The following is a 26400-nucleotide window of genomic DNA, read 5'->3' as shown; positions in this document are numbered from 1 at the left end:
CATGAGTCTTCTGAGACTGCGCAACCTCTCGGTCGAGTTCGCGACCACCGGCGGCCGCTTTCGCGCCGTCGACCAGGTCGATCTCGACGTGGACAAGGGCGACGTGCTGGCCATCGTCGGCGAAAGCGGCTCCGGCAAATCGGTGTCGATGCTGGCGCTGATGGGGCTCTTGCCCTGGACCGCCAAGGTGACGGCGGACGAGATGATCTTCGACGGTCACGACCTGTCGAAGATGTCGGCCCGCGCCCGCCGAAAGATCGTCGGCAAGGATTTGGCGATGATCTTCCAGGAGCCGATGTCCTCGCTCAACCCCTGCTTCACCGTGGGCTTCCAGATCCGCGAGGCGCTGCGCATCCATCTCGGCATGGACCGCAAGGCCGCGCAGGCCCGCGCGCTGGAGCTGTTCGATCTGGTTGGCATCCCCGACCCCGAACAGCGGCTCAAGGCGTTTCCGCACCAGATGTCGGGCGGCATGAACCAGCGGGTGATGATCGCCATGGCGATCTCGTGCAACCCCAAGCTGCTGATCGCCGACGAACCGACCACCGCGCTCGACGTGACGATCCAGGCGCAGATCCTCGACCTGCTTGTCAGGCTGCGCGACGAGACCGGCATGGGGCTGGTGTTGATCACCCACGACATGGGCGTGGTGGCCGAGACCGCGCAGCGCGTCTCGGTGCATTACGCGGGCCAGAAGGTCGAGGAGCAGCCGGTGCGTCCGCTGTTCCGGTCGCCGCATCACCCCTACACCTCGGCGCTTCTGGCCGCCCTGCCCGAGCGCGCCACCGACAAGCGGCTGCCGACCATCCCCGGCGTGGTGCCGGGACAGTTCGACCGGCCGCAGGGCTGCCTGTTCTCGCCGCGCTGCCCCTATGCGGATGACCATTGCCGCAAGGTGCCGCCGGCGCCGCGCGGGCCAGATCTCGGCCTCGCGCGCTGCCACTACCCGCTCAACACCGACGAAAGGCTCGCCTCGTGAGTGCCGTGACCACAGACGCCCCGACCGCCAAAACCGGCCCCGTCGTCACCGCGCGCGGCCTCACCCGCCATTACGAGGTGGGCGGCGGGCTATTCTCCAAGCCGCGCGTGGTGCGCGCGCTGTCGGATCTCGATTTCGAGCTGACACCGGGCCGCACCCTCGCCGTCGTCGGTGAATCCGGCTGCGGCAAGTCCACCCTCGCCCGGGTCGTGACGCTGATCGAGGAGCCGACCCGCGGCGAGCTGTCGATCGCGGGCACCGACGCCACGCCGGATGCGTGGAAGAGCCTGCGTTCCAAAGTGCAGATCGTGTTCCAGGATCCCTACGGTTCGCTCAACCCGCGCCAGCGGATCGGCCAGATCCTGATGGAGCCGTTGCTGATCAACCGCCCCCAGATGCCGACATCCGAGCGGGAGGCCAAGGCGCGCGAGATGTTGCGACTGGTGGGCCTGCGGCCCGAGCATTTCGACCGCTACCCGCACATGTTCTCTGGCGGTCAGAGGCAGCGCATCGCCATCGGCCGGGCGCTGATGCTGGAGCCCGAGGTGCTGGTGCTCGACGAGCCGGTCTCAGCGCTCGACGTGTCGATCCAGTCCTCGGTGCTGAACCTGCTGATCGACCTGCAGGAGCGGATGCAGCTGGCCTATCTGTTCATCAGCCACGACCTGTCGGTGGTGCGCCACGTCGCCGACGAGGTGAAGGTGATGTATCTGGGCCGGGCGGTGGAGACGGGCCCGAAGGACATGATCTTCGACAACCCGCAGCACCCCTACACCAAGGCACTGCTCTCGGCGACGCCGCGTGCCGATCCGGAGGCCGCCAAGGAGCGGATCAAGCTCGAGGGCGAACTGCCCTCGCCGCTCGCCGTGCCACCGGGCTGCGCCTTCGCGCCGCGCTGCTGGAAGGCGCAGGACAAGTGCCGCAAGGTCCGCCCGCTGCTCGACGGGGCCACGCAGAAATCGGCCTGCTTCTTTCCCGAAGGCGACGGCAAGCCTTCGGCCGAGGCGCCGGAAGGCTGAAGCCGGCGCGACCGCGCTTTCACAGTCAAACGCCGCCATTCCGGGCGGCGTTTCCCGTTCAGGCCACGGGTCCCGCTGCAGCAAGATGCTCGAGCGCCGCGGCGACGCGATCGAGATCCTGCCCTTCGAGCGGCAATATCGGTCGCGGCGGATCAGCCCGGGTCAAACCCATCAACCCCGCGATGGCATAAACCACACGCAGGCTGCCAAAGGTTCGGAACAGGTCCCATATCGGCGCAAAGCACGCCTCGATCCGGGCGGATGCCACGCGGTTGCCCGAGGAGGCGGCGCGCGCCAATTGCATGGTAGCCTCGGGCATCAGCCCGCCTATGACGCTGAACCAGGCATCCGCGCCCGCGAGCAGTGCCTCCGAGCAGCCCCAGTCGCCGCTATAGCCGATCGAAAAGCTCTCCGGCAGCGCCGCGCGCAGCCGGGCCAGGTCCTCGGCAAGTGGAATGTCGGCGGGCAGCGGCATCTTCGCGGCGGCAATGCCGGGCAGATCGGCCAGCTGCTGCAACAGCGGCAGCTCGAAGCTGAAATGCGTGGTGCCCGGATTGTTGTAGATGCAGATCGGAAGACCGGTCGCGGCGGCGGTGGCGCGGAAATGCTCGAACACCTCCGCCGGCGTCAGCGGCGTGTAGGAGACGGGTGCCAGCAGCAGCGCATCCGCGCCTGCGCGCTCGGCATCCCGCGCCAGAGCCATGACCGTATCGGTGCGCAGCGCGCCGATGCCCACGACCAGCGGGATACGGCCAGCCACCGCCTCGGCCGCCGCCGCGACGGCGCAGCCGCGCTCCTCTCGCGACAGGTAGGCATAGGTGCCGGTGCTGCCGAGCAGGCCGATGCTGTCGACCTTTGCCGCACAGAGCCGCGTCACCATCCGGCCCAGCGCCTCGGTATCGACGCGGCCATCGGCATCGGCTGGGGTGATCGGAAAGGCGGAGAGCCCGCGAAACATGGTCATGGCGCAGCACCCTTCCCCTGAAACAATCGCGGCGATCTTTGCCGCCTTAGTTCGGGGAGGCAAGCGTCACGCCCCGAGATAGGCCTCGCGAATGCGCGGATCGGCGATCAGCTCGGCGGCATTGCCTGAGAGCGTGATCTCGCCCTGCTCCATGACATAGCCGCGATCCGCGATCGACAGCGCCGCATAGGCGTTCTGCTCGACCATCAACAGCGTGACGCCGCGATCGCGCAGGCTCTTCACCACCGCCAGCACCTGGTCGACCAACACCGGGGCCAAGCCCATCGACGGCTCGTCGAGCAACATCAGCTTCGGGCGGCCCATGATGGCGCGACCGATGGCGAGCATCTGCTGCTGGCCGCCCGAAAGCCCGCCCGCGGGCAGCGCCGCCTTGTCGCGCAGGATCGGAAAGAGGCCATAGACCTCGTCCATGTCCGCGCCGAGATCGTCCGTGCGATGATAGCCGCCCAAGCTCAGATTCTCGGCCACGCTCAGATCGCCGAAGATCTGCCGCCCCTCGGGCGAATGCGCGACGCCCAGACCCGCGCGCGCGTGGTCGGGCTGGCGGGTCATGTCATGGCCCGAAAATCGAATGGAGCCGGATTTCACCGGCTGCACGCCGGAGATGCAGCGCATCAAGGTGGTCTTGCCCGCGCCATTGGCCCCAACGAGCGAGACGATCTCGCCCCCGTTCACGGTGAGATCGACGCCGTGCAGCACCTCGATCGGGCCATAGGCGGAGCGCAGGCCCTCGATGGACAAAAGCGGTTCAGGCATGGGCAGCGGCCTCGGCTTCGGCGGCGCCATGGGCGCCGAGATAGGCGGCGATGACGTGGGGGTTGGTGCGGATCTCCTGCGGACCGCCTTCGGCGATCTTTCGGCCCTGGTCGAGCACGACGATATGCGAGGAGATCCGCATCACCATGCGCATGTCGTGCTCGATCAGCACCACGGTCTTGCCCTCGTCCGCGATGGCGTGAATCAGGTCGTCGACCTCCCGCGTCTCGACCGCGTTGCAGCCCGCCGCCGGTTCGTCGAGCAGCAGGATGGTACAACCGGTGACCAGCGCGCGGGCGATCTCCAGCCGCTTGAGCTGGCCATAGGACATCTCGGAGGCCGGGCGATGCGCGAGATCGGCGAGGCCCGCGCGCTCCAGCGCGGCCATGGCGCTGGCGCGGCTCCGCTCGGTCTCGCGCCGCGCGCCGGGCAGGCCCAGCAGGTCGGAGAGCAGGTTCGATCTCTCCTGCATGTGGCAGCCGGTCATGACGTTGTCGAGCGCGGTCATCTGCGGGAAGACCTGCAGGTTCTGAAAGGTTCGGGCCATGCCGCGCCGGGCCAGATCATGGGCCGCAAGGCCGGTGACGTCCTGCCCTTCGATCCGGACGCGGCCGGAACTGGCGCGGTAGACGCCGGAGACAAGGTTGAACAGCGTGGTCTTGCCCGCCCCATTGGGACCGATGATCGAGGTCACCTCGCCCGGATGCGCGGTGAAGCTGACATCGTCCACCGCCTTAATGCCGCCGAAGGCGATGCCGATGCCGTCGATGTCGAGGCTCATGATTTCCTCCGAGTCCAGAGATCGGCAATGAAGGGCACGAGGCCGCGCCGCATCGCGATCATGGTGACGACCATGATGCCGCCCAGCAGCATGTGCTCGTAATCGGCGAAGACCGTGAGCACCTGCGGCAGCGCGGTGAGGATCAGGGCGCCGACCAGCGCGCCGAACACCGAGGTGGCCCCGCCCAGCACCGCCATGGTCACCATCTCGACCGAATGCATGAAGCCGCCCGTCTCGGGGGTGATGTAGCCATTGGCAAGCGCCAGCAGCCCGCCCGCCACGGCGGCGTAGAGCGCCGAGATCACGAAGGCGCGCGACTTGGCGCGGGCCACGTCGATGCCGAGCGATCGGGCGGCGACGTCGCTGTCATGGATCGCCCGCAGGCTGCGTCCCGATGGGGAGCCCGCGAGGTTGACCGCGATCGCCGCACCGATGGCGGCGGTGAAGCCCGCGACCCAGTACCACGCCTCGGCGGATTTCAGATTGAGACCCACCATCTTGAACAGGTTGCGGGCGTTCATGCCGGAGACCGTCATGCCGTCCGGCCCGCCGGTGAGCCAGGCCTCCTTCGACAGCACCATCCAGATCAGCATGCCCAGACCCAGCGTCGCGATGGCGAGGTAATAGCCCGAGAGCTTCAGGATCGGCCGCCCGACGACGAGCGCCAGAAGACCGGCCAGCAGCACCCCCGACAGCATCGCCAATGGCGACGGCACGCCGTAATTCGGCAGGATCGCGGTGGCATAGGCGCCGATGGCGAAGAAGCCGGCATGGCCGAGGCTGACCAGGCCGACATAGCCCAGCAGCACCACGATGCCGGTGACCGCAAGCGTGTTGATCCAGACCAGCGTACCGACCCGATAGAAATAGCTCGACGGAAAGATCAGCGCGCCCAGCCCCACGAGGACCGCGAAGATCAGGAAGGTGCGAAGCCCCGGCCCGATGGCGCGCCGCCTTGTGACTTTGTTCTGCAAATACGCATGGCGCCCGGTATCAGCCGGCGCGGCGCTGGTGGTCGGACGCTGCCCGGCCATCATACCCGCTCCGTGATGCGCGCGCCGAACAGGCCTTGGGGCCTCAGGAACAGCACGAGAAGAATGACCACGAAGGCGCTCGCATCCTTGTAGTCGGAGGAAATGTAGCCCGCCGTCATCGCCTCGATCAGCCCGATCAGCAGCCCGCCCGCGAGCGCGCCCAAGGGCGAGCCGACACCGCCGAGCATGGTGGCCGAGAAGCCCTTGAGCGCCATCAGAACGCCGACATCGTAGCTGGTGAAGGTGACCGGCGTCGCCAACACCCCGGCCAGCGCGCCGATGGCGGCCGAAAGCGCGAAGGAGAGGTTCATCGCGCGGCCCGTATTGATGCCGACCAGTGCTGCGGCCATGCGGTTCGAGGCGGTGGCGCGGATGCCGCGCCCGGCCCGGGTCCGGTTCAGGAACCACGCGAGAAAGGCGAAGACCGCGATGCTGCCGCCGATGATCCACAGGCTCTGCGGCAGGATGGTGGCGCCCCCGACGCGCAGGGGCGCGTCGCCGGAGAAGCCGTCATAGCGATGGATCTGCTTGTCGAAGACCGCCTGCATGGCGCCGCGCAAGAAGATGCTGGCGCCGATCGTGATGATGATCAGCGACACCAGCGGCGCCTCGCGCGCGGGACGGATCGCCAGCCGGTAGAGCAGAACCCCCACCAGCATTCCCGCGATCACCGCCAGCGGCGCCGCGATCCAGACCGGCACGCCCGCGCCGATCAGCGCCGCCGCCGTCATGCCGCCGATCACCACGAACTCGCCCTGGGCGAAGTTCACGACGCCGGAGGCGTTGTAGATCAGCGTGAACCCGAGGGCGATGGCCGCGTAGATCGCGCCCACCGTGATCCCGGAGACGAGGAATTGCAGAAGCTCCGACAAGGCAGATCCTTACTCTTCGACCGGGGTCCAGCCGCCATCCTTGATCTCGAGGATCCGGAAGGCCGAAAGGTCGAGACCCATGTGGTCCTCGGGGGTGAAGCTGTAGACGCCGGTGACGCCGGCATGGCCCTCGGTCGCCTCGAGCGCATCGCGGATCTCGACCGGATCGGTCGAGCCGGCCCGCTCGATCGCGTTCACCAGCAGGTGGAAGGCGTCATAGGCATAGCCGCCGAAGGTCGAGGGCTTCTCGCCATGGGCCGCCTCATAGGCCGCGATGTAGTCCTGCACCGGCTGGCGCTGCGGATCGTCCTCGGCCAGCTGGTCGGGGATCAAGAGCGGCGTCGCGGGCAGGCGCAGCCCGTTCGCGGCGTCACCGGCGAGCTTGATGAACTCGTCGGAGGCGACGCCGTGGCTCTGGTAGAACGGCAGATCGATGCCGAGCTGGGCGTAGTTGCGGGTTACCACCGCCGGGCCTTGGCCGAAGCCAGGGTTCACCACCGCCTCGATGCCTTCGGTGGCGGCGATGTTGGTGAGCTGCGGGGTCATGTCGCTGTCGCTGCCGCCATAGCTCTCATCGGCGACGATCTCGACGCCGGAGGCCGGGGCCACGTCGAGGCACTGCTCGCGCATCGAGGCGCCGAAGCCGTCGGTGCCCGAGATCAGTCCGACCTTGGTCATGCCGCGCGAGGTGATGTCGGCGAAGATCTTCTCGCAGGCCATGCGGTCGGTATGCGGCGTCTTGAAGACGAACTCCTGCACCGGGTCGATGATCACCACGGCGCCGGCGAGCGAGATGAACGGGATCTCGTAATCGGCGAAGAGGGGCGCCATCGCCATGGTGGCCCCGGTCGAGGAGCCGCCGATCACCGCGACCACCTCGTCCTCCTCGATGAGACGGGTCGCGAAGGTGCGCGCCTTGTTCGGATCGGCGCCGTCGTCATAGAGGATCAGCTCGACCTCTTCGCCATTGATGCCGCCATTGGCGTTCAGTTCCTCGACCAGCATCTCCAGCGTCTTGGCCTCGGGATCGCCGAGAAAGGCGGCCGGGCCGGTGACGGCGAGCGAGGCGCCGATCTTGATCTCGGCCAGCGCGGGCGCGGCCGTCAGCAGGGCCAGCGCCGAGACGCCGGCGGCAACTGCTTGTCTCGTCATGTCATTCCTCCCTTTCGTCACATCGCAGCACATATTTTCGGCATTCCGTGACGCTTTATTCATTGACCAGCCGCGACCATCATGCAACACATTTTTTTCGAAAGCGCTGCGTTTCCGTGCCTCTTTGAGGGGAGAGGCCGGTGGCGATGCGCGCGATGCGAGGGAGGGATCATGACCGAGCCAGTTCTTCTGGAAGACCTGACGGATGGCGTGCTGCGCCTGACGCTGAACCGGCCCGACCGCCTGAACGCCTTCACCCCCGAGCTGCATGCTGCGCTGCGCGCGGCGATCGGCCGGGCGGCCGAGGAGGAGGCGGTGCGCGCGGTGCTGCTCACCGGGGCCGGTCGCGGCTTCTGCGCCGGTCAGGATCTCGGTCAGCGACACCCCGATGCCGAGGGCGGTGCGCCGGATCTGGGCGAGACGATCGGCACGCTGTGGAACCCGCTGGTCCGCGCCATCCGGGCCCTGCCCAAGCCGGTGATCTGCGCGGTGAACGGCGTCGCCGCCGGCGCCGGTGCCAACCTCGCCATCGCCTGCGACATCGTTCTGGCGGGCGAGAGCGCGCGCTTCATCCAGTCCTTCGCCAAGCTCGGCCTCGTGCCGGATTCGGGCGGCACATGGACCCTGACCCGGGCGCTTGGCGAAGCTCGCGCCAAGGCACTGGCGCTGACCGGTCAACCGCTGGGCGCGGCGCAGGCCGCCGATTGGGGGCTGATCTGGCGCGCCGTGCCCGATGCGGCGCTGATGGAGGGGGCCGAGACGCTCGCGGCCTCGCTGGCCAAGGGGCCGACCTATGGCTACGGGCTGACCAAGCAGGCGATCCAGGCCGCGGGCGGCCAGGACCTCGACGCCAGCCTCGATCTCGAACGTGACCTGCAACGCAAGGCGGGCTTCTCGCCCGATTATGCCGAGGGCGTGCGAGCCTTCACCGAAAAGCGGGAGCCGGTCTTCACCGGGCGCGCGCAATGAGCGGCGCGGTGGAGATGAAGCTCGACCCGCAGGCCCAGGCCGAAAAGCGTACGCAGGAGATGTGGGACGAGGACACCGCCAGCAAGGCGATGGGAATGGAGCTTCTCGAGGTCGGACCCGGCACCGCCGTGATGCGGATGCGGGTGCGCGAGGACATGGTGAACGGCCATGGCACGCTGCATGGCGGCCTGACCTTCGCCTTCGCCGACAGCGTCTTTGCCTTTGCCGCCAACAGCTACGACTACCAAGCCGTCGGCGTGCAATGCGACATCGTCTACCACGCGCCGGGGCGCTTGGGCGACGTGCTGATCGGCACCGGGACGGAGGTCACCCGGGCCGGGCGTTCGGGACTCTACGACGTGGCGGTGCGGCGCGAGGACGGTACATTGATCGCCAGCTTCCGCGGCAATTCACGGATCGTGACGCCACGCGCCAAGTGAACAGATGCGGCGCCACGGGAGGGCGCCCGAGGGAGGACGACATGCTCACCAGACCCACCGGGGCGCGCGCGCCCCTCGACCCGATCGAGACCGCCTCGCGCGACGAGATCGCGGCACTGCAGCTCCAGCGGATGAAGCAGACGCTCAAGCGCGCCTATGAGGGCTCGCCCTTCTACCGGGCCAAGTTCGACGAATGCGGCGTCCATCCGGACGATCTGAAATCGTTGTCGGACCTCAAGAAATTCCCCTTCACCGTGAAGCAGGACCTGCGCGACAACTACCCCTTCGGGATGTTCGCGGTGCCGCAATGCCAGATCGCGCGGCTGCACGCCTCCTCGGGCACCACCGGCAAACCCACGGTCGTGGCCTATACGAAGAACGACATCGACACATGGGCCGACGTGATGGCGCGTTCGATCCGGGCTGCGGGCGGCGCGCCGGGCGACATCTGCCACGTCGCCTATGGCTATGGCCTGTTCACCGGTGGGCTTGGCGCGCATTACGGGGCCGAGCGGCTGGGCTGCACCGTGGTGCCGGTCTCCGGCGGCATGACGGAGCGCCAGATCACGCTGATCGAAGACTTCAAGCCCTCGATCATCATGGTCACCCCCTCCTACATGCTGTCGATCCTCGGCGCCTACCGCGCCGCCGGGCTCGACCCGCGCGAAAGCTCGTTGAAGACCGGCATCTTCGGGGCCGAGCCCTGGACCAACGCGATGCGGCAGGAAATCGAGCAGGCCTTCGACATGGATGCGGTCGATATCTTCGGCCTCTCCGAGGTGATGGGCCCGGGCGTCGCGCAGGAATGCGTCGAGACCAAGGACGGTTTGCACATCTGGGAGGACCATTTCTACCCGGAAATCATCGACCCCGAGACCGGCGAACCGGTCGAAGACGGCCAAGAGGGCGAGTTGGTCTTCACCTCGCTCACCAAGGAAGCCTTTCCGATCATTCGCTACCGCACCCGCGACCTGACGCGGCTGCTGCCCGGCACCGCGCGCTCGATGCGGCGGATGGAGAAGGTGACGGGGCGCAGCGACGACATGATCATCCTGCGCGGCGTCAACGTCTTCCCGACCCAGATCGAGGAGCAGATCTTGAAATGCGCGGCGCTGGCTCCGCATTACCAGATCCACCTGTCCCGCAAGGGCCGGATGGACGAGATGTGCATCCATTGCGAGTGCAAGACCGATGGCGACGAAGCCACGGCGCAGGCCGCCGCGCGCGAGCTGATGGGCCACGTCAAGAGCGTGGTCGGCGTGTCGTGCAAGGTCGAGATCAAGCCTTGCGGCAGCATCGCACGCTCGGAGGGCAAGGCGAAGCGCGTCATCGACGAGCGGCCCAAGGGCTGAATTGTGCCCATGGCGCGAGGGCACTACACCGGTTCTCGCGCACAACCCGGAGCCGACATGTCGCCAGATGCCCTGCACAACGTCCTCGCCGCCAATCCGGTCAGCGCCGGCGCCTTCATCGTCACGCTCTATGGCGATGTGGTGGCGCCACGCGGCGGCGAGATCTGGATGGGCAACATCATCTCGGCCTGCGCCGCCGTCGGCCTGAGTGAAAGCCGGGTGCGCACCGCCGTGTCGCGGCTCGTCGCCGCCGAGCGGATCGAGGGGGTAAAGGACGGGCGCAAAAGCTACTACCGGCTCACCGCCTCGGCAGAAAAGGAGTTCCAGCGCGCCGCGCGGCTCATCTATCGCCGCCCCCGCGCCGCGCCGCTCAAAGGCTGGCATCTCGTGGCGTTGCCGCAGGGACCGGGGCGCGAAGCGCTGGTGACCCGGCTGACGCGACTGCGCTTCGGCATGGCCGAGCCCTATCTCGCGATCCTGCCGGATCGCGGCGACCCCCTGCCCCCCTTGGGCGCGCCGCATTTCCATGCCACCACCGAGGATGACCTGACCGAGATGGCCCGCGCCGCATGGCCGCTCGACGCGCTGGCCGAACGGATGGCGCGTTTCATGGAGGGCTTCGCACCGCTCGACGGCCTGTCCTGCAGCCCTGAAGAGGCGTTGGGGCTGCGGCTGCTGCTGGTGCATGTCTATCGCGATATCGCGCTGTCGGACCCGGCGCTGCCACTGGGGATGTTGCCCGAGAATTGGCAGGGCCCGGAGGTGCGCGCGCTGTTCGCCCGGCTCTACCTGCACCTCACCCCCGGTGCCGATGCCGCCGTGGCGCGCGACTTCGTCGATCGCGATGGCCCCCTCAGAGCCGATCCGACCCGCATCGCCCGGCGCATCGCGGATCTCTCCTACCACTGATCCGGCAAGGCAGTTCCGCCCTGCGGAACGCTGTCACGATACATCACACACATCCGATCTTGTGACTTGAAATGTGCCACGTCACATGTCACATAATTCGGGAGAGTCGATGAATCCCGTGCGGAAACCGACTCGTTGCAAGCCGCAGGAGATCCGACATGTACGCACAGCTCGTCGAGACCGGGGCCGCCGAGACCTCCGAGAAGGACCACGAGTTTCAGGAGAAGATCGATCGCGGCGTGCGGATCGAGGCCAATGATTGGATGCCCGAGGGCTACCGCAAGACGCTGATCCGCCAGATCAGCCAGCACGCGCATTCCGAGATCGTGGGTCAGCTGCCCGAGGGCAACTGGATCACCCGCGCGCCGTCGCTGCAAAGGAAGGCGATCCTCTTGGCCAAGGTGCAGGACGAGGCCGGTCACGGGCTCTACCTCTACTGCGCCGCCGAGACGCTGGGGATCAGCCGCGACGAGATGACCGCGCAGCTTTTGTCGGGCAAGGCCAAGTATTCCTCGATCTTCAACTACCCGACCCTGACCTGGGCCGATATCGGCGCGGTCGGCTGGCTCGTGGACGGGGCCGCGATCATGAATCAGGTGCCCCTGCAGCGCTGCTCCTATGGCCCCTATTCCCGCGCGATGATCCGCGTCTGCAAGGAAGAGAGCTTCCACCAGCGTCAGGGCTTCGACATCATGCGCCAGCTTTGCCAGGGCACCGACGACCAGAAGGCGATAGCGCAGGACGCGCTGAACCGCTGGTGGTGGCCCTCGCTGATGATGTTCGGCCCGTCCGATAAGGACTCGGTGCATTCCGAGCAGTCGATGAAATGGGGCATCAAGCAGAACACCAATGACGAGTTGCGGCAGAAATTCGTCGATCAGACCGTGCCGCAGGCCGAATGGCTGGGCCTCACCGTTCCCGACCCCGACCTCGCCTGGAACGAGGAGAAGGGCGGTTACGATTTCGGCGAGCCGGACTGGTCCGAGTTCTACGAGGTGCTCAAGGGCAACGGCCCGTGCAACCGTGACCGGTTGGCGGCGCGCAACAAGGCCTGGGACGACGGCGCGTGGTATCGCGACGGGCTGACCGCCCATGCCGAGAAACAGCAGACCATCGCGGCGGAGTGAGCGACATGAGCAAGGAATGGCCCCTGTGGGAGATCTTCATCCGCGGCCAGCATGGGCTGTCGCACCGGCATGTCGGCTCGCTGCACGCGCCCGACGCTGAAATGGCGCTGAAGAACGCGCGTGACGTCTATACCCGCCGCAACGAGGGCATGAGCATCTGGGTTGTGGAATCGAACAAGATCACCGCCTTCGATCCGGACACCGCCGAGCAGAACTTTGCGGCGCCGAAGTCCAAGGTCTACCGCCACCCGAGCTTCTTCAATATCCCCGACGATGTGGGGGCGATGTGATGGATCCGCTCGTCACCTTCTGCCTGCGGATGGGCGACACCACGCTGATCCTCGGCCAGCAGACCGCCGCATGGTGCGGCCATGCCCCTGTGCTCGAGGAAGACATCGCCTTTGCCAATATGGGCCTCGACCTGATCGGCCAGACCCAGCTTTGGTACGAGATCGCCGCCCAAGCCGAGGGCAAGGGTCGCACCCCCGACGACCTCGCCTTCTTCCGCACCGAGCGACAGTTCCTCAACGCGCAGCTGGTGGAGCGGCCCAATACCGACTTCGCCCATGCGCTGATGCGGCAATACCTGTTCGACGCGTGGCACCTGCCGATGCAGGAGGCGCTGTGCGAGAGCGGCCATGAGGCGATCCGCGATCTGGCGCAGAAATCGGTGAAGGAGGTGCGCTACCACATCGACCGCTCGCGCGACCTGATCGTGCGGCTGGGCGACGGCTCGGACGAAAGCCGGGCCAAGATGCAGGGCGCGCTCGATGCGCTGTGGCCCTATGCAGCCGACCTGATGGCGACCGACGAGGTCGAGGAGACGCTAGTGGCGCAGGGCGTGCTGCCCGGCCTCGACCGGGTCCGCACGGCCTTCGAAGCCGAGACTGCCGCCACGATGTCCCGCGCGACGCTGGAAATCCCCGGCAACGGCCACGCCCGCATTGGCGGCCGCACCGGCATCCACACCGAGACCATGGGCTATATCCTGGCCGAGATGCAGCAGGTCCCGCGCAGCTTCCCCGACGCACGCTGGTGAGCGCGATGCGCCCCGATCCCGACACCGTGCGCGGCTGGCTGGGCGAGGTGCCCGACCCTGAGATCCCGGCGATCTCGGTGGTCGATCTCGGCATCGTCCGCGACGTGGGCTGGGAGAATGACACGCTGGTGGTCGACGTGACGCCGACCTATGCGGGCTGTCCCGCAACGCTGGTGATCGCGCTCGACATCGAAACCGCGCTACGCGACCGCGGCATCGACAAGATCGAGGTGCGTCGCAGGATGTCGCCGCCCTGGTCGACCGACTGGATCACCGATGAGGGGCGCCAAAAGCTGCTCGATTACGGCATCGCCCCACCGCAACTGAATGCCGCCAACTGCGCCGGCATGCTATCGGCCCAGAGCGCCGCCTGCCCGCTTTGCGGCTCGGAGAACACCGAGGCCATCGCGGCGCGCGGCTCCACCCCCTGCAAGGCGCAGTTCCGCTGCCGCGACTGCCGCGAGCCCTTCGATTACTTCAAGGCGATCTGATGCAAGAGTTCTATCCGCTGACCGTCACCGGCATTGACCACGACACCCGCGACGCCGTGGTGGTCTCGCTCGCCCCTGCGAAGGGCGACTGCGACAAGTTCCGCTTTCGCCCGGGTCAATACCTCACCTTCCGTCGGGATTTCGAGGGCGAGGAGCTGCGCCGCTCCTATTCGATCTGCGCCACCCCCGAGGAGGGGCTGCGGGTCGGCATCAAGAAGGTCGATGGCGGGGCCTTCTCCAGCTTTGCCAAGCACGATCTGAAGGTCGGCGACACGCTCGAGGCGCTGCCGCCGCAAGGCCGGTTTCATGCGCCCGAAGAAGCAGGCGAGAAGCACTATCTCGGCTTTGCCGCGGGCTCCGGCATCACCCCCGTGCTGTCGATCGCCAAGAGCATCCTTGCCGGCTCCGACGCCGCCCGCTTCACGTTGGTCTACGGCAACCGGCAACTGTCGTCGGTGATGTTCAAGCGCGAGATCGGCGATCTGAAGGACCGCTATCTCGACCGGCTGAACGTGGTGCACGTGTTCTCGGGCGAGGCGCAGGAGATCGAGCTGTTCTCGGGCCGGATCGACGCCGAAAAATGCCACGCGCTGTTCGGCCCGTGGGTCAGCCCGAAGGCTGAGATGGCCTTCATCTGCGGCCCCGAAGCGATGATGAAGGACGTGGCAAGCGCGCTTGAGCAGGCGGGCATGCCGAAGGACAGGATCAAATTCGAACTGTTCGGCGCCGCCCAGCCCGGGCGCGCCAAGATGCGGGCCGCGGCCGAGGCCGCGCGCGAGAGCGGCGACATGATCCGCGCAACCGTGATCCTCGACGGCGTGTCGCGCAGCTTCCAGATGCCGCGCAGCGGTCAGTCGGTGCTCGACGCGGCGCGCGAGCACGACATTGACGCGCCCTTTTCCTGCAAGGCCGGGGTCTGCTCGACCTGCATCGGCCGGGTGAAGTCCGGCGAGGTCGAGATGATGCAGAACTACGCGCTCGAGGACAACGAGGTAGCGGACGGGCTGGTGCTGACCTGCCAGTGCCTGCCGCTCTCGGACGAGATCACCATCGAATACGAAGGACACTGAGCATGCTGGACGCCATCCCCACCGAACCGCGCCGTCTTGAAAGCTACGTCGCGGGCCGCTGGCAGGCCGGTACCGGCGAGGGCCAGATCGTGGTCGATGCCGCGACCGGCGATCCGGTCGCCCGCGTCGACGCCACCGGCATCGACATGGAAGAGATGCTGCGTCACGGCCGCGAGGTCGGCGGCCCGGCCTTGCGCGAGATGACCACCCATCAGCGCGCGATGATGATGAAGCGGATCGGTCTGGCGCTGATGGAGCGCAAGGAGGAGCTCTACGCGATCTCCACCGCGACCGGCGCCACCCGCTCGGATGGCTGGATCGATATCGAGGGCGGCATCGGCACGATGCTCTCCTATGCCTCGAAGGGCCGGCGCGAACTGCCCAATGCGCAGGTCATCCCCGACGGTGCGCCTGAGATCCTGTCGAAGGATGGCAGCTTCATCGGCCAGCACGTGCTGATGCCCCTCGAAGGCGTGGCGATCCACATCAACGCCTTCAACTTTCCGGTCTGGGGGATGCTGGAAAAGCTCGCGCCGACATGGCTCGCGGGCATGCCCGCCATCGTGAAGCCCGCCAGCCAGACCTCCTACCTCACCGAAACCTGCGTGCGGCTGATGCTGGAAACCGGCGAGCTACCCGAAGGCGCGTTGCAGCTGATCTGCGGCCGCACTGGCGACTTGCTGGACCGCGTCACCTGCCAGGACGTGGTGACCTTTACCGGCTCGGCCGCGACAGCGCGCAAGCTGCGCAATACGCCGGCGATCATCGAGAACGCGGTGCGCTTCACCGCCGAAGCCGACAGCCTCAACGCCTGCATCCTCGGTCAAGACGCCACACCGGATAGCCCGGAATTCGATCTGTTCGTCAAGGAAGTGCATCGGGAGATGACCGCCAAGGCGGGCCAGAAATGCACCGCGATCCGTCGCGCCATCCTGCCGCGCGCGCTGGTCGAACCGACGATCGAGGCGCTGCGCGTGCGGATCGAGAAGACGGTGATCGGCCATCCCGGTGACGCCGCCACCCGCATGGGCGCTCTGGCCTCGACCGATCAGGTCGAGGAGGTTCGCCGCGCCGTCGAGGCGATCGGCGCCGAGGCCCGCATCGCCATCGCGCCGGGGGCGGTGCCGGAGACGGGTGCGTTCGTCGCGCCTTGCGTGTTGGTCTGTGACCAGCCGCTGACCGCTAAGGCCCCGCATGAGATCGAGGCTTTCGGACCGGTCTGCACGCTGATGCCCTATGACAGCCTCGACGAGGCGATCGAGATCGCCAATCGCGGCGCAGGCTCGCTGGTCGCTTCGGTCTTTACCGACGATACGGAGGTCGCGAAGACGCTCGGTCGCGGCATCGCCAAGCTGCATGGCCGGGTGCTGTTCGGCAACCGCCTCTCCGCCAAGACCTCGACCGGCCATGGCTCCCCCCTGCCCCAGATGGTGCATGGCGGGCCGGGCCGCGCCGGTGGCGGCGAAGAGCTGGGCGGCATGCGCGCGGTGAAGCATTTCATGCAGCGAACGGCGCTGCAGGGTACGCCGGACCAGCTTACGGCGGTGATCGGCCAGTGGATGCCGGGGGCAAGCCGCCGCGAGACGGAAGTGCACCCCTTCCGCAAGTCGCTGGCGGAGCTGGAGATCGGCGACACTGTCGTCACCGAGGCGCGCAAAGTGACGCTCGAGGACATCGAGCACTTCGCCAACTTCACCGGCGACACCTTCTACGCCCACATGGACGAGGAAGCGGCGCAGCGGAACCCGTTCTTCGAGGGCCGCGTCGCGCATGGCTACCTGATCGTCTCCTTCGCTGCCGGTCTCTTCGTTCAGCCCGACGAGGGCCCGGTGCTGGCCAATTACGGTGTCGACAACCTGCGCTTCATGACGCCGGTGAACGCGGGCGACAGCCTACGCGTCCAGCTTACCGCCAAGCAGATCAACCCGCGCGAGACGGATGATTACGGCGAGGTCCGCTGGGACTGCACCGTGCTGCGCGACGATGCCGAGGTGGTGGCGCAGTACGACGTGCTGACGCTGGTGGCAAAGCAGCAGCGGGACCTCTGATGGCCCGCGTCTATGCTTATGACGGGGTGGTCCCGGTGGTCGACCCGACCGCCTTCGTTCACCCCGAAGCCGTCCTGATCGGCGATGCACATGTCGGGCCCGGCGCCTATGTTGGCCCCGGCGCGATCCTGCGCGGCGATTTCGGCCGCGTCATCGTCGGCGCCAACGCCAACCTGCAGGAAACCTGCGTCATGCACGCCTTTCCGAACAAGGACGTGGTGATCGAAGAGCGTGGCCATGTCGGGCACGGCGCGGTGCTGCATGGCTGCCGCGTCGGCGAGAACGCCATGGTCGGCATGAACGCCGTGATCATGGACGACGTGGTCGTTGGGGCGGAAAGCATCGTCGCGGCGCTGGCCTTCGTGAAGGCGGGGATGCAGATCCCGCCGCGCTCGATGGTGGTCGGCATGCCCGCCAAGGTGATCCGCGAACTCACCGAGGAAGAGGTCGCGTGGAAAAGCCAGGGCACCGCGATCTACAGCCGGCTCGCGGCAGAGGCGGGCGAGAAGCTCGTGCCCTGCGATCCCCTGCCCCGCGCCGAGGAGGGTCGGAGACGGATCGAGGCCCCAGCCTACGATCCGAAATACCTCGCCACGCCGCAGAGGTGACGTCCCGCTAGAGCGGCAGCACGCCGCGCGTCTTGACCGCGCGCAGCACCATGTTGGTCTGCGCGCTGGCCACCGCAGGCTGGCGAAACAGAAACTGCTCGAGAAACGCGTTGTAGGCGGCGAGGTCGCGGCAGAGCACCCTCAGGTGATAATCGGCCTGACCGGTCGTGGCGTAGCATTCCTGGATCTCGGGCCGCGACTGAACGGCGCGAATGAAATCCTCCACGGGCCGCATTTCGTGGCGCACGAGGCTGACATGCACGATCGCCTGAAACGTCAGCCCGCAGGCCTCGGGGTTGAGCCGGACCCCGGGCCGCTCGATCGCCCCGGCCTCTTCCAGCGCCCGCACCCGCCGCCAGCAGGAGGAGGCAGACATGCCGACCTTTTCCGCCAGATCGACATTCGACAGCCGGCCGTCCTCCTGCAAGGCGGCGAGGATACGGATGTCGGCAGGATCGAGAGATGTGACCATTTCATTCCGAGAACAGGCGGCCGCATGAAACGGCGTTCCGCAAACTAGCGCCAGTCGCGCGAAACTGAAAGCAATATCCACCGTGCCGGGTCCACAGTGGAGCAAGCCAGAGTCGGGGAGGACTCCGCCATGACAGATCAATCGCACAGCTTCCGCAGCTACCAATTGTCGGACCGCTACAGGCGCACCGAGGGGCGCGTGTTCCTGACCGGCACGCAGGCGCTGGTGCGCATCATGCTCGACCAGGCCCGGCGTGACAGAGCCGAAGGCATGAACACCGCCGGCTTCGTCTCGGGCTATCGCGGATCGCCGCTGGGCGCGCTCGACATGGAGCTGTGGCGCGGCAAGGCGCAGCTCGAAGAGCACCGGATCGAGTTCCTGCCCGCCGTGAACGAGGATCTCGGCGCCACCGCCGTGCTCGGCGCGCAGCAGCTCGCGCTCGACCCGCGCGCCGAGGTCGAGGGCGTGTTCTCCATGTGGTACGGCAAGGGCCCCGGCCTCGATCGCTCGGGCGATGCGCTCAAGCATGGCAACGCCTATGGCTCGTCGCCCAAGGGCGGCGTGCTGGTGGTGGCGGGCGACGATCATGGCTGCGTGTCGTCGTCGATGTCGCACCAGTCGGACGTCGCCTTCATGGCGTGGTTCATGCCGGTGCTGAACCCGGCCTCGGTCGCCGAATACCTCCCCTTCGGCGAATGGGGCTTCGCGCTGTCGCGCTTTTCCGGCACCTGGGTCGGCTTCAAGGCCATCTCCGAAACGGTCGAAAGCGGCCAGTCGGTCGAACTTCTCCCCCCGCGCGATTTCGCACAGCCGAACTACACGGCGCCCCAAGGCGGGCTCCACGTGCGCCTGTCGGACCTGCCCAGCCCCGAGATCGAAGCGCGGATGCAGCACAAGCTTGCCGCCGTACAGGCCTTTGCTGAGGCCAACCCTATCGACCGCGCGATCTATGGCATCCCCGACGCCCGCTTCGGCATCGTCAGCACCGGCAAGGGACATCTCGACCTGATGGAGGCGCTGCGGCTCCTTGGCCTCGATGAGGCCGAATGCCGCCGCCTCGGGATCGACGTCTACAAGGTCGGCATGGTCTGGCCGCTCGCGCGCCGCGCCGCGCTCGACTTCGTGCAGGAAAAGCAGGAGGTCTTCGTCGTCGAGGAAAAGCGCGGCATCATCGAAAGCCAGCTCAAGGAATATTTCTACGACTGGCCCGGTCACAAGCCCGCGCGCATGGTCGGCAAGTTCGACGGGCCGGGCAACCCGCTGCTGCCATGGACCGGGGAGTTGTCGCCTAAGGTGCTGCTTCCCGCCCTCGCAAAGCGGCTCGACAAGCTGTTTCCTGAGGAGGGCTTTCCGGCCAAGGCGCGGGCGCTCACCGAGACGCCGCCGCCGATCCTGTCGATCTCCGGCGCGACCCGCACGCCCTATTTTTGCTCGGGCTGCCCGCACAACACCTCGACCAAGCTGCCCGAGGGCAGCCAGGCGAACTCGGGCATCGGTTGCCACGTCATGGCGTCATGGATGGACCGCGAGACGCTGGGCTACGCGCAGATGGGCGGCGAAGGCGTGCCCTGGGTCGCGGCGTCGAAGTTCAATGGCGGTCGCCACATCTTCCAGAACCTTGGCGAAGGCACGTGGTATCACTCGGGTTCGCTTGCGATCCGGCAGGCGGTCGCGGCGAAAACCAACATCACCTACAAGATCCTCTACAACGACGCTGTCGCGATGACCGGCGGCCAGCCGGTGGACGGCCCCGTGAGCGTGCAGGGCATCGCCCAGTCCTGCCGCGCCGAGGGGGTGGAACGGATCGCGCTGGTCTCGGACGACCCGCTGAAGTTCGATCACGCCGATTTCCCGAAGGGCACCACCATCGACCATCGCCGCGATCTCGACCGGATCCAGCGCGAACTGCGCGAGATCCCCGGCGTCACGGTTCTTATCTACGAGCAGACCTGCGCCACCGAGAAGCGCCGCCGCCGCAAACGCGGCACGATGGAGGACCCCAAGCGCTTCGCCTATATCAACGAGCTGGTCTGCGAGGGCTGCGGCGACTGCTCGGTCGCCTCGAACTGCCTCTCCGTCGAACCCAAGGAGACCGAGTTCGGCCGCAAGCGGAAGATCAACCTGTCGAGCTGCAACAAGGATTTCTCCTGTCTCGAAGGCTTCTGTCCGAGTTTTGTCACCGTCGAGGGCGCGACCCGCAAGAAGCGTGAGGGCGCCGGTATCGACGCTCTGGCGCTGGCTGCCGATCTGCCGCTACCCGCCCTGCCCCAGCTTGCGAAGCCCTACGAGCTTCTGGTTTCGGGCGTCGGCGGTACCGGCGTCGTCACCGTAGGCGCGCTGATCACCATGGCGGCGCATCTCGAAGGCAAGGGGTCGAGCGTTCTCGACTTCACCGGCTTTGCGCAGAAATTCGGCACCGTGCTGAGCTATATCCGCCTCGCCCGCGGCCCGGACGAGATCCACCAGGTGCGGATCGAGGCCGGCACGGCGGATGCGGTGATCGCCTGCGACATCGTCGCCTCATCCTCGCCCAAGGCGAGCGTGTGCTACCGGCGTGGCACCCGCGTCGTCCTGAACCGCGCCGAGATGCCGACCGGCGATCTGGTGCTGCACCGCGACGCCGATCTGAAGGTCGATGCGCGAGAGGCGGCGATCGCCGCGGCGGTGGGGGCCGACAAACTCGACGCCTTCGACGCCAACGCCGTCGCCGAGGCGCTCTTGGGCGACGCGGTGTTCTCCAACGTCATCATGCTGGGCCATGCCTGGCAGAGCGGTCTGGTGCCGGTAAGCCTCGCGGCGCTGGAGCAGGCCGTCGAATTGAACGGCGTCGCGATCGAGAAGAACCGCATGGCGCTGGCCTATGGCCGCCTGCTCGCGGCGCGTCCCGAGCTACTGCAAGAGGCGCTGGGCCAGCAGGCGCCCGCCGGGGAGGAGCCGCTGGAGCGGCTGATCGACCGCCGCGCAGCCTTTCTCGAGGATTATCAGGACGCGGCCTGGGCGCAGCGCTATCGCGACCGGCTCTCGCGCTTCTGCAAGAGCCTTGCCCGGCCCGCGGAAGAAGCCGAGGAACTGACCCGCCTGGCCGCGAAATCGCTGTTCAAGCTGATGTCCTACAAGGACGAGTACGAGGTGGCCCGGCTGCACAGCCTGCCCCGCTTTACCGAGGCGCTGCAGTCGGAGTTCGACGGCGATTTCACCGTGAAGCACCATCTCGCGCCGCCGCTCCTGCCGCTGGGTCGCGACAGCCGCGGCCGCCCGCGCAAGCGTGCTTTCGGCGCGTGGATCCGACCCGGCTTTCGCGCGCTGGCAAAGCTGAAGCGGCTTCGGGGCAGCGTCTTCGACCCGTTCGGTTACACAGCCGAGAGGCGAATGGAGCGCGAACTGATCGGCTGGTTCGAGGAGGTGATGAGCGATTGCGCCGCGGCGTCGGCGGCCGATCTCGGCACCTGTCGGGCGCTGCTGTCCGCCCCGATGGAGATCCGCGGTTTCGGCCCGGTCAAGGCCGAGGCGGTGTCGCGGGTGAAGCCCCGCGTCGCCGAGTTGCGTGCCGCGCTCGCATCCCGGATGGCCGCCTGAGATCAGGCGCGGCGGAGCGACATCACGCCGCTCCGCCGATACGCGATCAGGCCGTGGCGGGCGCCTTGCCGCCGACGAGCACGCCGCGCAGTTTGGCGGCGACGTCATGGAACAGGCGCGCGATCATGTCGGAGCGCATCTGGCGCGCCTCAGTCAGGACGGCCTCCATCTGGGCTTGAGTCGGGTGGGTATAGCGAACGATCTGGGTCATCTTCGGCTCATTGGGAACATCGGCGGGCCTTATCGCCCGCACCCCCCAAATGGCCCCGTTTCCGCCCGGATGCCAGTCAATGCCGCCATGCGGCAAACGCATGCCCTGACGCGCGTCGTAGTCTATGCGTACGAGACAAAATTCAGCCATTGATAATGCGGAAGTGGCGGAGACGAAGGGATTCGAACCCTCGAGACGGTTTCCCGCCTGCACCCTTAGCAGGGGTGTGCCTTCGACCACTCGGCCACGTCTCCGCCGGTGTGTCTATGCGGCGGCGGAAGCGAAAACAAGGGCGAAATCCGCTCCGTGGCGGAAATCTGGGATCAGCCGTCCAGCGTCGCCAGATGCGCGGGACTCAACCGGCTTTCGCCGCGCCAGCGGTAAAGGCAGGGGCTAGCCGGATAGTCTAGGCAGGCGACGTTATGCGCCTCGATGCGCGGTGCGCCCTGCATCTTGTAGTGGCCGCAGAGCACCGGTGGCGCCTCTTGATCGTAGAAGGCGAAGTTGGGGCGGCGCGGTATCGGGGCGTCGGGAAGCTCTTCGGGGCGGGGAACCGACAGCGCCGCCTCGCGCCAGCGCGCCGCGCCATGGCGCCACCATGCAAGGCGCACGCGGCGTCGCATCGCGCCGTGGCTGTCGGTGAAGCCGTGCCCCTCAGGCAAGGTCAGTTCGGGCCCGGTCACCAGCATCTGCACCGCCCGGCCGAAGCGGCTGGAGCGGGTCGCGATCTCGGGCAGGTCTTCGGGTCGCAGGCGGCCGTCGGGGCGGCGCGCCGCGATGGTTTCGACCGCCGGCGCGCTCCAGCAGGCATGAACGAGACGCAGACCGTCCCGCTCCAGCCATAGCGGAAGCGACAGGAACCAGTCGGTCCAGCCCAGCGCCTCAAGTGTCATGATTCCGAAATCCGCCACGAAGCTGCGATGCTGGGCCATGTTGCGCGCGCTGTGACGGCGCAGCGCCGCGCCGTCGATACCCAGCCGATGAAACAAGACCGCGTTCAGTTCGTGGTTGCCCATGACCGCCACCGCGCGGCCCGTCTCGATCAGATCGCGGACCCGCACCAGCACCGTGCGGTCGGAGACGGCCGCCTGCCCCGGCAGCGCGTCGATGAAATCGCCGAGCAGCGCCAGATGCGCGCCGGGCTCCGCGGCGTCGAGACTGCTTTCCAGCCGACCCGGGTCGGCATGGATGTCCGGGATCACGTCGAAGGCGTTCATGCGGCCGAGCTAGCGGAAAGACGCGCGCGGACAACCTGTCGCAGATGCGCCACCTTGTTGCGAGAGGGGCAGAACATTAGCTGAACGACATGACAGCGCACAGCCTCGAACGCAAGCTCGCCATCCTCTCCGACGCCGCCCGCTACGACGCCTCCTGCGCGTCTTCGGGAACGGCGAAGCGCAACTCCAAGGACGGCAAGGGTCTCGGCTCGACCGAAGGGTCGGGCATCTGCCACGCCTATGCGCCGGACGGGCGCTGCATCAGTCTCCTGAAGATCCTGATGACGAATTTCTGCATCTTCGACTGCGCCTATTGTGTGAACCGGGTGTCGTCGAACACCGAGCGCGCGCGCTTCAGCGTCGACGAGGTGGTGAAACTGACGCTGGAGTTCTACCGGCGCAACTACATCGAAGGGCTGTTCCTGTCCTCGGGCATCATCCAGAGCCCGGACAAGACCATGGAGGACATGGTCCGGATCGCCAAGAAGCTGCGCCTCGAAGAGAACTTCCGCGGCTACATCCATCTCAAGACCATCCCCGAGGCGAGCGAGGAGCTGATCGAACAGGCGGGGCTCTATGCCGACCGGGTCTCGATCAATGTCGAGATGCCGACCGACGCGAGCGTGACGCAATACGCGCCCGAGAAGAAACCCGACACGATCCGCCGTGCGATGGCCGGTGTGCGGATGCGCAAGGAGGCCGCGAAGGACAAAAGCCACACCGGCAAACGGCCGCCGCGCTTCGCGCCTGCGGGTCAGTCGACGCAAATGATCATCGGCGCCGACGGGTCGAACGACGCGACGATCCTCGGCCAGTCGACCCGGCTCTATTCCTCCTACGGGCTCAAGCGGGTCTATTATTCGGCCTTCTCGCCGATCCCCGATGCCACGGCCAAGCTGCCGCTGATCAAGCCGCCCTTGATGCGCGAGCACCGGCTCTACCAAGCCGATTGGCTGATGCGGTTCTACGGCTTCAATGCGGGCGAGATCACTGCCGGGACGGATGGCAATCTCGACCTCGCGATCGATCCCAAGCTCGCTTGGGCGCTGCGCAATCGTCACGCCTTTCCGGTCGATCCGATGCGCGCCGATCGCGAGGCGCTGCTCAGGGTGCCGGGCTTCGGGGCCAAGACCGTGGGCCGGATCATCGCGGCGCGGCGGCATCGTCGGCTGCGCTGGGACGATCTGGTGCGGATGGGGGCCAACATGAAGAACGCCCGGCCCTTCGTGACGCTCGCGGACTGGACGCCCGGCGCGCTGCTGGACGCGCCGGACCTCGCGGCGCGCTTCGCACCGCAGCCGGAACAGCTGTCGCTGTTCTGACGTTTCGGGCCCATGCCGCACGTCGCCCTGCCCCATACCGGAACCGACAAGGCCTGGCGCGACGCCGCGCGGGGGCTGATTGCGCGGCGCGTGCCGCCGGACGAGGTGACGTGGAGCCGGGGCGCGACCGAAGAGGACCTCTTCGCACAGGCGCCGGAACAGGTCGCGCAGACGCGCGCCACCCTCAAGGTGCCGCGCGATTTCGTGTCGCTAGCGGGCTCGGTGGTCTGGCATCGTGATCCCGAACGCTTCGCCCGGCTCTACGCGATGCTGTGGCGACTGAGATCCGAGAAGGGGTTGATGGAGGATCGCGGAGACGCTGCCCTGGCCAAGCTGCGCTCCATGGAAAAGGCGGTGCATCGCGACCGGCACAAGATGACCGCCTTCGTGCGGTTTCGCGAGATCGGAGCGCGCGATCTGCCGCGCCGTCGCTTCGCCGCGTGGTTCGAGCCCACGCATTTCACGCTGGAGCCCACCGCCCCCTTCTTCGCGCGCCGCTTCGCCGACATGGATTGGATGATCGCGACGCCGGACCTCACGGCGATTTTCGAGAACGGCGAGCTTAGCTTCGCCGAGGGGCAGCCCAAGCCGGACATCCCCGAGGACGCGACCGAGGAGCTTTGGGGCACCTATTTCCGCAACATCTTCAACCCCGCACGGCTCAAGGTCGGGGCGATGATGTCGGAGATGCCCAAGAAGTACTGGAAGAACCTGCCTGAGGCGCGGCATATCCCCGAGATGATCGCGAGCGCCGGGGCACGGGCCGAGGCAATGCAAGCCGCCGCCCCTACCCTGCCGCCTCTTCGTGCCGCGAAGATCACGGAACGGCTCGCCGCACCCGGCGTTGTGCGCGCGATGGCTGATGATCTCGATCAACTTCGGGCGGAAGAGAACGCCTGTACTCGCTGCCCGCTCTACGAGAACGCGACGCAGGCGGTGCCGGGCGAAGGCCCGCGCGACGCCGATCTGATGGTGGTGGGTGAACAGCCCGGCGATCAGGAGGATTTGGCTGGCCGGCCCTTCGTCGGTCCCGCGGGGCAGATGTTCGACCGGATCGCCCGCGAGGCCGGGATCGACCGCAGCCGCGCCTTCGTCACCAATGCGGTGAAGCATTTCAAGTTCGCGCCCAAGGGCAAGCGGCGCATCCACCAGAACCCGAACACCGGCGAGATCAAGGCCTGCCGCTTCTGGTTGCAGTCCGAGATCGAGCTGGTGCGCCCGAAACTGATCCTGTCGATGGGCGGCACCGCCGCCGAGAGCCTGACCGGTTCGCGAAAGGGGATTCTGTCGCGGCGCGGCACGGTCGAGGAGACCCCCGAGGGCGTGCCGGTGTTTCTGACGGTCCACCCCTCTTACCTGCTGCGCCTGCCCGATCCGGCGCTGCGCGACGACGAGACCGAGAAGTTTCGCGCCGATCTGAAATCGGCGCAGGCGCATCTGGAAGAGCTGCGCGCCTCCTAGTCGAGATCGAGCCGCATCGTCGCCATGCCGTCGCGCTGGCTCAACTCCTCGTAACCGGCCGCGAGATAGAGATTGTGCGCGGGCGCGTTGTCGGTTTCGACCTTGAGCGTGATCGACAGCGCGTCGAGATCGCGCCCCGCCTGCTCGATCAGCCGCGCCATATCGGCGCCCGCGCCGCCGCGCGCGGCCTCCTCGAGAAACACGTAGGTGAGATGGCGCACCTCGGGCCCGATGCCAACCCGCATCGCGAAGAAGCCGATCTCGCGACCCTGATCGTCCAGCACATAGAAGGATTCGTCGTGCAGGTCGCCAAGCCACTTCTCCTGCCATTCGAACGGATCGAAGGGATGCTGGGCCGAGGGGTTCACGAGCCGCAGATCGGTCTCGTCGGTCAGCAGGCGCGCCAGTGGCGCGAGATCGCGCTCGCGGTTGCGGCGGAGTGTCAGGTCGGGCATCGCGCTTTTCCCTTTCTCGGCGACGGAAAGGGGTGTGATTGCCCGATTCGGGGGG

General features: G+C 67.2%; 26 protein-coding genes and 1 tRNA gene. 16 read left to right on the top strand and 11 right to left on the bottom strand.

Annotated elements, in window-relative coordinates:
- The first annotated feature begins 1 nt into the window (after nucleotide 1).
- A complete protein-coding gene (locus LOS8367_RS06415; RefSeq protein WP_085895660.1) occupies nucleotides 2-979 on the top strand; it encodes an ABC transporter ATP-binding protein in 978 nt (325 codons plus the stop codon).
- Nucleotides 976-1998: an ABC transporter ATP-binding protein gene (locus LOS8367_RS06410; protein ID WP_207569229.1), complete on the top strand. Its 1023-nt coding sequence runs from the start codon at nucleotides 976-978 to the stop codon at nucleotides 1996-1998. The genes LOS8367_RS06415 and LOS8367_RS06410 overlap by 4 nt, the downstream gene beginning before the upstream one ends.
- 58 nt (nucleotides 1999-2056) lie before the next feature.
- Here the strand turns inward: LOS8367_RS06410 and LOS8367_RS06405 are convergent, their stop codons facing one another.
- The 6 genes from LOS8367_RS06405 to LOS8367_RS06380 form a co-directional block, all read right to left on the bottom strand.
- The gene (locus tag LOS8367_RS06405; protein WP_085895659.1) at nucleotides 2057-2962 is read right to left on the bottom strand and encodes a dihydrodipicolinate synthase family protein; all 906 of its coding nucleotides are present in this window, start codon (nucleotides 2960-2962) and stop codon (nucleotides 2057-2059) included.
- A 66-nt stretch (nucleotides 2963-3028) separates the two neighbouring features.
- The gene (locus tag LOS8367_RS06400) at nucleotides 3029-3739 is read right to left on the bottom strand and encodes an ABC transporter ATP-binding protein (RefSeq protein ID WP_085895658.1); all 711 of its coding nucleotides are present in this window, start codon (nucleotides 3737-3739) and stop codon (nucleotides 3029-3031) included.
- Complete coding sequence (locus LOS8367_RS06395; protein WP_085895657.1) at nucleotides 3732-4520, bottom strand: ABC transporter ATP-binding protein; 789 nt, start codon at nucleotides 4518-4520, stop codon at nucleotides 3732-3734. The genes LOS8367_RS06400 and LOS8367_RS06395 overlap by 8 nt, the downstream gene beginning before the upstream one ends.
- Nucleotides 4517-5554, bottom strand: a complete 1038-nt coding sequence (locus LOS8367_RS06390; protein WP_085895894.1) for a branched-chain amino acid ABC transporter permease — start codon at nucleotides 5552-5554, stop codon at nucleotides 4517-4519. Before LOS8367_RS06390 ends, LOS8367_RS06395 begins: the two co-directional genes overlap by 4 nt.
- Nucleotides 5554-6426, bottom strand: coding sequence for a branched-chain amino acid ABC transporter permease (locus LOS8367_RS06385; RefSeq protein ID WP_085895656.1), 873 nt, complete (start codon nucleotides 6424-6426; stop codon nucleotides 5554-5556). Before LOS8367_RS06385 ends, LOS8367_RS06390 begins: the two co-directional genes overlap by 1 nt.
- A 9-nt stretch (nucleotides 6427-6435) precedes the next feature.
- A complete protein-coding gene (locus tag LOS8367_RS06380; RefSeq protein ID WP_085895655.1) occupies nucleotides 6436-7578 on the bottom strand; it encodes an ABC transporter substrate-binding protein in 1143 nt (380 codons plus the stop codon).
- A gap of 171 nt (nucleotides 7579-7749) precedes the next feature.
- On the opposite strand from LOS8367_RS06380, the gene paaG reads away from it, so the two are divergent.
- The 11 genes from paaG (at nucleotide 7750) to LOS8367_RS06325 (ending at nucleotide 17631) form a co-directional block, all read left to right on the top strand.
- Nucleotides 7750-8547: a 2-(1,2-epoxy-1,2-dihydrophenyl)acetyl-CoA isomerase PaaG gene (gene paaG / locus LOS8367_RS06375; RefSeq protein ID WP_085895654.1), complete on the top strand. Its 798-nt coding sequence runs from the start codon at nucleotides 7750-7752 to the stop codon at nucleotides 8545-8547.
- On the top strand, nucleotides 8544-8987 hold the full coding sequence (gene paaI / locus LOS8367_RS06370) for a hydroxyphenylacetyl-CoA thioesterase PaaI (protein ID WP_085895653.1): 444 nt from the start codon (nucleotides 8544-8546) through the stop codon (nucleotides 8985-8987). Before paaG ends, paaI begins: the two co-directional genes overlap by 4 nt.
- A gap of 41 nt (nucleotides 8988-9028) precedes the next feature.
- Nucleotides 9029-10339, top strand: a complete 1311-nt coding sequence (paaK, locus tag LOS8367_RS06365) for a phenylacetate--CoA ligase PaaK (RefSeq protein WP_085895652.1) — start codon at nucleotides 9029-9031, stop codon at nucleotides 10337-10339.
- 57 nt (nucleotides 10340-10396) lie between these two features.
- Nucleotides 10397-11248: a PaaX family transcriptional regulator gene (locus LOS8367_RS06360; RefSeq protein WP_085895651.1), complete on the top strand. Its 852-nt coding sequence runs from the start codon at nucleotides 10397-10399 to the stop codon at nucleotides 11246-11248.
- Between the two features lie 158 nt (nucleotides 11249-11406).
- Nucleotides 11407-12375: a 1,2-phenylacetyl-CoA epoxidase subunit PaaA gene (gene paaA, locus LOS8367_RS06355; RefSeq protein WP_085895650.1), complete on the top strand. Its 969-nt coding sequence runs from the start codon at nucleotides 11407-11409 to the stop codon at nucleotides 12373-12375.
- 5 nt (nucleotides 12376-12380) lie between these two features.
- A complete protein-coding gene (gene paaB / locus LOS8367_RS06350) occupies nucleotides 12381-12665 on the top strand; it encodes a 1,2-phenylacetyl-CoA epoxidase subunit PaaB (RefSeq protein ID WP_085895649.1) in 285 nt (94 codons plus the stop codon).
- Complete coding sequence (gene paaC / locus LOS8367_RS06345) at nucleotides 12665-13414, top strand: 1,2-phenylacetyl-CoA epoxidase subunit PaaC (protein ID WP_085895648.1); 750 nt, start codon at nucleotides 12665-12667, stop codon at nucleotides 13412-13414. The genes paaB and paaC overlap by 1 nt, the downstream gene beginning before the upstream one ends.
- Nucleotides 13415-13419: 5 nt before the next feature.
- Nucleotides 13420-13905 carry a 1,2-phenylacetyl-CoA epoxidase subunit PaaD gene (paaD, locus tag LOS8367_RS06340; protein WP_165761397.1) on the top strand — a complete coding sequence of 162 codons (486 nt, stop codon included), beginning with the start codon at nucleotides 13420-13422 and terminating at the stop codon, nucleotides 13903-13905.
- Nucleotides 13905-14975 (top strand): ferredoxin--NADP reductase, encoded by a 1071-nt coding sequence (locus LOS8367_RS06335; RefSeq protein ID WP_085895646.1) that lies wholly within the window; start codon nucleotides 13905-13907, stop codon nucleotides 14973-14975. The genes paaD and LOS8367_RS06335 overlap by 1 nt, the downstream gene beginning before the upstream one ends.
- Nucleotides 14976-14977: 2 nt before the next feature.
- The gene (paaZ, locus tag LOS8367_RS06330) at nucleotides 14978-17023 is read left to right on the top strand and encodes a phenylacetic acid degradation bifunctional protein PaaZ (protein ID WP_106534998.1); all 2046 of its coding nucleotides are present in this window, start codon (nucleotides 14978-14980) and stop codon (nucleotides 17021-17023) included.
- Complete coding sequence (locus LOS8367_RS06325) at nucleotides 17023-17631, top strand: acyltransferase (protein WP_085895645.1); 609 nt, start codon at nucleotides 17023-17025, stop codon at nucleotides 17629-17631. The genes paaZ and LOS8367_RS06325 overlap by 1 nt, the downstream gene beginning before the upstream one ends.
- Before the next feature lie 7 nt (nucleotides 17632-17638).
- Here LOS8367_RS06325 and LOS8367_RS06320 read toward each other — a convergent pair whose 3' ends face one another.
- Complete coding sequence (locus LOS8367_RS06320) at nucleotides 17639-18103, bottom strand: Lrp/AsnC family transcriptional regulator (protein WP_085895644.1); 465 nt, start codon at nucleotides 18101-18103, stop codon at nucleotides 17639-17641.
- Nucleotides 18104-18232: 129 nt separating this feature from the next.
- Here LOS8367_RS06320 and LOS8367_RS06315 point away from each other — a divergent pair, with 129 nt between their 5' ends.
- A complete protein-coding gene (locus LOS8367_RS06315) occupies nucleotides 18233-21679 on the top strand; it encodes an indolepyruvate ferredoxin oxidoreductase family protein (RefSeq protein WP_085895643.1) in 3447 nt (1148 codons plus the stop codon).
- 46 nt (nucleotides 21680-21725) lie between these two features.
- Here the strand turns inward: LOS8367_RS06315 and LOS8367_RS18995 are convergent, their stop codons facing one another.
- The 3 genes from LOS8367_RS18995 to LOS8367_RS06305 all read right to left on the bottom strand — a co-directional run bounded on the left by LOS8367_RS18995 (nucleotide 21726) and on the right by LOS8367_RS06305 (nucleotide 23107).
- On the bottom strand, nucleotides 21726-21890 hold the full coding sequence (locus LOS8367_RS18995) for an RSP_7527 family protein (protein WP_165761396.1): 165 nt from the start codon (nucleotides 21888-21890) through the stop codon (nucleotides 21726-21728).
- A gap of 164 nt (nucleotides 21891-22054) precedes the next feature.
- Nucleotides 22055-22144, bottom strand: a tRNA-Ser gene (locus LOS8367_RS06310).
- A gap of 69 nt (nucleotides 22145-22213) precedes the next feature.
- Nucleotides 22214-23107 (bottom strand): metallophosphoesterase, encoded by an 894-nt coding sequence (locus LOS8367_RS06305; RefSeq protein WP_085895642.1) that lies wholly within the window; start codon nucleotides 23105-23107, stop codon nucleotides 22214-22216.
- An 89-nt stretch (nucleotides 23108-23196) separates the two neighbouring features.
- Here LOS8367_RS06305 and LOS8367_RS06300 point away from each other — a divergent pair, with 89 nt between their 5' ends.
- Both LOS8367_RS06300 and LOS8367_RS06295 read left to right on the top strand, forming a co-directional pair.
- Complete coding sequence (locus LOS8367_RS06300; RefSeq protein WP_085895641.1) at nucleotides 23197-24429, top strand: putative DNA modification/repair radical SAM protein; 1233 nt, start codon at nucleotides 23197-23199, stop codon at nucleotides 24427-24429.
- 12 nt (nucleotides 24430-24441) lie between these two features.
- Nucleotides 24442-25890 carry a UdgX family uracil-DNA binding protein gene (locus LOS8367_RS06295; RefSeq protein WP_085895640.1) on the top strand — a complete coding sequence of 483 codons (1449 nt, stop codon included), beginning with the start codon at nucleotides 24442-24444 and terminating at the stop codon, nucleotides 25888-25890.
- Here LOS8367_RS06295 and LOS8367_RS06290 read toward each other — a convergent pair.
- Nucleotides 25887-26345 carry a GNAT family N-acetyltransferase gene (locus LOS8367_RS06290; RefSeq protein ID WP_085895639.1) on the bottom strand — a complete coding sequence of 153 codons (459 nt, stop codon included), beginning with the start codon at nucleotides 26343-26345 and terminating at the stop codon, nucleotides 25887-25889. The two genes, LOS8367_RS06295 and LOS8367_RS06290, sit on opposite strands and share 4 nt — an antisense overlap.
- Between the last annotated feature and the right edge of the window lie 55 nt (nucleotides 26346-26400).

Source organism: Limimaricola soesokkakensis, assembly GCF_900172345.1.
Lineage (GTDB): Bacteria > Pseudomonadota > Alphaproteobacteria > Rhodobacterales > Rhodobacteraceae > Limimaricola > Limimaricola soesokkakensis.
The sequence above is the reverse complement of the archived record's forward strand: the minus strand, read 5'-3'. Positions and strand labels throughout refer to the sequence as shown.

Coding starts and splice junctions, on each gene's coding strand:
- LOS8367_RS06400 (WP_085895658.1), bottom strand. CDS start 3,739: ATGCCTGAACCGCTTTTGTCCATCGAGGGCCTGCGCTCCGCCTATGGC.
- LOS8367_RS06305 (WP_085895642.1), bottom strand. CDS start 23,107: ATGAACGCCTTCGACGTGATCCCGGACATCCATGCCGACCCGGGTCGG.
- LOS8367_RS06360 (WP_085895651.1), top strand. CDS start 10,397: ATGTCGCCAGATGCCCTGCACAACGTCCTCGCCGCCAATCCGGTCAGC.
- LOS8367_RS06300 (WP_085895641.1), top strand. CDS start 23,197: ATGACAGCGCACAGCCTCGAACGCAAGCTCGCCATCCTCTCCGACGCC.
- paaA (WP_085895650.1), top strand. CDS start 11,407: ATGTACGCACAGCTCGTCGAGACCGGGGCCGCCGAGACCTCCGAGAAG.
- paaC (WP_085895648.1), top strand. CDS start 12,665: ATGGATCCGCTCGTCACCTTCTGCCTGCGGATGGGCGACACCACGCTG.
- LOS8367_RS06315 (WP_085895643.1), top strand. CDS start 18,233: ATGACAGATCAATCGCACAGCTTCCGCAGCTACCAATTGTCGGACCGC.
- LOS8367_RS06320 (WP_085895644.1), bottom strand. CDS start 18,103: ATGGTCACATCTCTCGATCCTGCCGACATCCGTATCCTCGCCGCCTTG.
- paaD (WP_165761397.1), top strand. CDS start 13,420: ATGCGCCCCGATCCCGACACCGTGCGCGGCTGGCTGGGCGAGGTGCCC.
- LOS8367_RS06325 (WP_085895645.1), top strand. CDS start 17,023: ATGGCCCGCGTCTATGCTTATGACGGGGTGGTCCCGGTGGTCGACCCG.
- paaI (WP_085895653.1), top strand. CDS start 8,544: ATGAGCGGCGCGGTGGAGATGAAGCTCGACCCGCAGGCCCAGGCCGAA.
- paaG (WP_085895654.1), top strand. CDS start 7,750: ATGACCGAGCCAGTTCTTCTGGAAGACCTGACGGATGGCGTGCTGCGC.
- paaB (WP_085895649.1), top strand. CDS start 12,381: ATGAGCAAGGAATGGCCCCTGTGGGAGATCTTCATCCGCGGCCAGCAT.
- paaZ (WP_106534998.1), top strand. CDS start 14,978: ATGCTGGACGCCATCCCCACCGAACCGCGCCGTCTTGAAAGCTACGTC.
- LOS8367_RS06415 (WP_085895660.1), top strand. CDS start 2: ATGAGTCTTCTGAGACTGCGCAACCTCTCGGTCGAGTTCGCGACCACC.
- LOS8367_RS06405 (WP_085895659.1), bottom strand. CDS start 2,962: ATGACCATGTTTCGCGGGCTCTCCGCCTTTCCGATCACCCCAGCCGAT.
- LOS8367_RS06295 (WP_085895640.1), top strand. CDS start 24,442: ATGCCGCACGTCGCCCTGCCCCATACCGGAACCGACAAGGCCTGGCGC.
- LOS8367_RS06390 (WP_085895894.1), bottom strand. CDS start 5,554: ATGGCCGGGCAGCGTCCGACCACCAGCGCCGCGCCGGCTGATACCGGG.
- LOS8367_RS06335 (WP_085895646.1), top strand. CDS start 13,905: ATGCAAGAGTTCTATCCGCTGACCGTCACCGGCATTGACCACGACACC.
- LOS8367_RS06380 (WP_085895655.1), bottom strand. CDS start 7,578: ATGACGAGACAAGCAGTTGCCGCCGGCGTCTCGGCGCTGGCCCTGCTG.
- LOS8367_RS18995 (WP_165761396.1), bottom strand. CDS start 21,890: ATGACCCAGATCGTTCGCTATACCCACCCGACTCAAGCCCAGATGGAG.
- LOS8367_RS06395 (WP_085895657.1), bottom strand. CDS start 4,520: ATGAGCCTCGACATCGACGGCATCGGCATCGCCTTCGGCGGCATTAAG.
- paaK (WP_085895652.1), top strand. CDS start 9,029: ATGCTCACCAGACCCACCGGGGCGCGCGCGCCCCTCGACCCGATCGAG.
- LOS8367_RS06290 (WP_085895639.1), bottom strand. CDS start 26,345: ATGCCCGACCTGACACTCCGCCGCAACCGCGAGCGCGATCTCGCGCCA.